The sequence below is a fragment of the Butyrivibrio sp. VCD2006 genome (genome assembly GCF_000423925.1).
In the GTDB taxonomy this organism is placed as follows: Bacteria; Bacillota; Clostridia; order Lachnospirales; family Lachnospiraceae; genus Butyrivibrio.
This window is the reverse complement of sequence record NZ_AUIX01000074.1, coordinates 1-1725: the sequence shown is the minus strand read 5'-3', so window position 1 is coordinate 1725 and position 1725 is coordinate 1. Positions and strand designations below refer to the sequence as shown.

Here is a 1725-nt window from a genome sequence, read left to right as displayed (position 1 = left end):
GCCAAAGCATACACGATGAAGCAGTAAGAAGTAACCGTGAGGACTTCGATTTCTCGATGTGTTTGAGTATATTTAAGCACATTTTGAGTGGCAGGCACTTATCATCGTAAAGGAAATGGCGGATGAGCTCTCCCTCAATATGGTCGCAGCCCATGTCGTAAGCAACAACCTCTCCCTGTATGTAGGCTACAGTAATGATGCATTCCCATCCACGGGTGCCAGTACTACCCTTCAGGTAACTACAAATTCATACAGGATTCTTATGGATGCATTTACAAAACTATATCTTAAGAGCACCGTGCGAAATATCCCCATCCGTAGAGTCGGGCTAAGCGCAAATTCTGTCCAGGATGAATGTTTTGAGCAGTACAGTTTTTTTGTTGACCCGGAGGTTATGGAAAAAGACCGCATGATCACGCAGTCGGTAAACCAGATAAAAGCACGTTATGGAAAGAACGCATAGAAGTTGAGAAGGTCATCTTGTCAGAAGAGGCCCTGGATTACCTTGACTATCAGTTATCACTCCTAAAGGTAGGCGATATGGTCTCAATAACCTATTACGATCTTGGAGTCTATATTAAGAAAACCGGGCTTATCTCCAAAATCAAAAAAGATGCCCGGTATCTGACAGTTGTCACTACTGATATCAGCTTTGAGAGCATAAGAGAAATACATATATGAACTATTGGAGTAAATCAAATGAGCAGGATAATCGACAAGGTAGATGTCATCTGCGAGCACCAGGCAGATGGAGGCATAGTACCCATGCGCCTTCGCTTCATGAATGATGATGGTGAATACGAGACATACAATATAAAAGGATACCGCGAAGCTGAACGGAAAGGGGCCCGTACTACTAGCGATGGTATTTATGTAAGTGAGTCAACATTCATCTTTGAGTGCATGATCATCGTGATGAATTCTAAGCGTGTCATAAGGCTTTACTATGACCCAAGGATCAACAATAAATGGTGCATGGCAATATGACACCTTCCCAAACAAAATAAGAGCTGTCAATTATGACAGCCCTTAGCTTTTACCGGTTTAAATACCAAGTATTTTGTTGATGAGCGGTTCCAGTGCCTTATAAAGAAGAGCAATGGTTCCAGCGATAATACTATGTACAAAAGGCTTCCTCTGCATCCATGCTCATTCCTTTTTTCTGATTAACTACTTTCAGAAAAACATCTACCGGAGTATACGCATACATGGTCTCAGCCCACCTTAGGCACATCCACACCCAGGATGCCCTGTCTCTGTACTTATCAAACTTCTTACCCGCAATCTCTTTTGTATATATTTCCCACAATCCGTCAGAGTTGAAAAATTATGATCATCATCAAAATAAGCCAGTTCCATCTCATTCAGAGTGCATGCCATGTCAAATGTTGGCTCATCTGGTGTTACTCCAATAACATTTGCGAAAACCTATCACTAATCAAAAACCGTCATGGGATATATTAGATTTTGCGCGGTGTTTGCAGCTTATGGCGCACGCGATTACATTTTTGCTTCACTTTTTGTTAGCCATGGCTTATACTATATCCTTGTAGCAACACAAAGAAAGCCGTCCTCATTTTAATAAACACGAATTCAGGACAGTTTTCATTTTTTCAAAAGAAGTAACAAAGAGGAGAATAAATTAAGTGATCAATAATATTGTTAAATGTGATTAAATGTGTTTAAATATACTCAAAGGAGTATATAATATGAATACATCGAATA

The 1725-nt window shown here is 40.2% G+C and carries 4 protein-coding genes; 3 read left to right on the top strand and 1 reads right to left on the bottom strand.

The annotated features are described in order from the left end of the window. Window positions 1–100 precede the first annotated feature (100 nt). From G586_RS0116950 to G586_RS0116940, 3 genes are read left to right on the top strand one after another with little or no spacing between them, the layout of a single operon-like run. Window positions 101–463, top strand: coding sequence for a DinB/UmuC family translesion DNA polymerase (locus G586_RS0116950; RefSeq protein ID WP_330363293.1), 363 nt, complete (start codon window positions 101–103; stop codon window positions 461–463). A 17-nt stretch (window positions 464–480) separates the two neighbouring features. After that, window positions 481–681, top strand: coding sequence for a hypothetical protein (locus G586_RS0116945; RefSeq protein WP_026528659.1), 201 nt, complete (start codon window positions 481–483; stop codon window positions 679–681). Between the two features lie 18 nt (window positions 682–699). Next, window positions 700–987: a hypothetical protein gene (locus G586_RS0116940; protein WP_026528658.1), complete on the top strand. Its 288-nt coding sequence runs from the start codon at window positions 700–702 to the stop codon at window positions 985–987. 130 nt (window positions 988–1117) lie between these two features. Here G586_RS0116940 and G586_RS0116935 read toward each other — a convergent pair whose 3' ends face one another. Further along, the gene (locus G586_RS0116935; protein WP_026528657.1) at window positions 1118–1309 is read right to left on the bottom strand and encodes a hypothetical protein; all 192 of its coding nucleotides are present in this window, start codon (window positions 1307–1309) and stop codon (window positions 1118–1120) included. Window positions 1310–1725 lie beyond the last annotated feature (416 nt).